Source organism: Shewanella sp. MF05956 (genome assembly GCF_059758055.1).
This window is the reverse complement of the sequence record NZ_JCAYNV010000057.1, coordinates 1-517: the sequence shown is the minus strand read 5'-3', so window position 1 is coordinate 517 and position 517 is coordinate 1. Positions and strand designations below refer to the sequence as shown.

Below are 517 nucleotides of genomic sequence, written 5' to 3'. Positions count from 1 at the left end.
CAGTTGGTTAAGTCTATTGCCCGTAAAACAGGGAATAGGGTCAACTTTATCGGATACGCAGACGATTTTGTCATCACAGGTTCTTCGCAAGAAGTCCTAGTTAATGAAATCAAGCCGCAACTCATTGGCTTTCTACAGGAAAGGGGCTTAACACTCTCTGATGAGAAAACACACATTACTCATATCAATGATGGTTTTGACTTTCTGGGATTCAATATCAGGAAGTACAACGGCAAACTGCTCATTAAACCGAGCAAGAGCAACGTTCTGTCATTTCTGAGCAACTTACGTGAATTCATCAGAAAACATCCAACAATACCCGTTAACGATTTAATCAAAATACTGAATCCGAAACTGAGGGGGTGGGCGAACTATTATCGCCATTGTGTTGCTAAGCAAGTTTTCGGTTATGTAGGCCATCAACTTTTCTGGTTGTTATGGCGCTGGGCAGTTAGGCGTCATCCGTCTAAAAGTAAAGACTGGGTGAGGCGTAAATATTATTTGGATGGTAAGGGAC

General features: G+C 42.0%; 1 protein-coding gene. It reads left to right on the top strand.

Going from position 1 to position 517, the window contains the following annotated elements; translation table 11 throughout:
- Positions 1-517 (top strand): group II intron maturase-specific domain-containing protein (locus tag AC19MX_RS21135; protein WP_498299775.1); only part of this gene is annotated, 517 nt, incomplete at both ends.